Annotated in this window: 1 protein-coding gene; it reads right to left on the bottom strand. The window is 37.5% G+C overall.

Annotated features, from left to right (window positions below; translation table 11 throughout):
* Positions 1-405: transposase (locus tag ACOMCU_RS28360; RefSeq protein WP_421052325.1), on the bottom strand; the 405-nt coding region annotated here is incomplete at both ends.

The raw sequence follows: 405 nt of genomic DNA, 5'->3' as shown, positions 1-405 counted from the left end.
ATGCTCATTTCATAAAGTTTAGGCAAAACCTTTGTAGCGATACTACGCATAGCGACCATCTCACTAATTTCTATTTGCTTCTCTTCCCAAATGAAATTTCTTAATTGATAGGCAATCAATTGACTAATTAAATAAACGAGAATGGTGCCATATATGTGACAGAGCCACCTTTCTTTCTTCATCACTTTGAAATGGTCGATTGCCAAATAAGACTTCCATACTTTAAAATGCAACTCGACTTGCCATCGTAAGCGATATAGTTCGACGATTTGATTAGCAGAAATCGAGTCAGGTAGATTGGACATATAAATCGTAATGCCTGCTAAATCACGTACCACCTGTTTGGGTACCTTTCCCGATTTGACGGCACGTCGATCAATTTTTTGAATCTGCTGTTTTTTTCGT

It is taken from the genome of Lysinibacillus sp. UGB7, from assembly GCF_049058285.1.
GTDB classification, from domain to species: Bacteria; Bacillota; Bacilli; order Bacillales_A; family Planococcaceae; genus Lysinibacillus; species Lysinibacillus sphaericus_B.
Note: the sequence above shows the minus strand (reverse complement) of the source record. Positions and strands in the feature narration are given on the sequence as shown.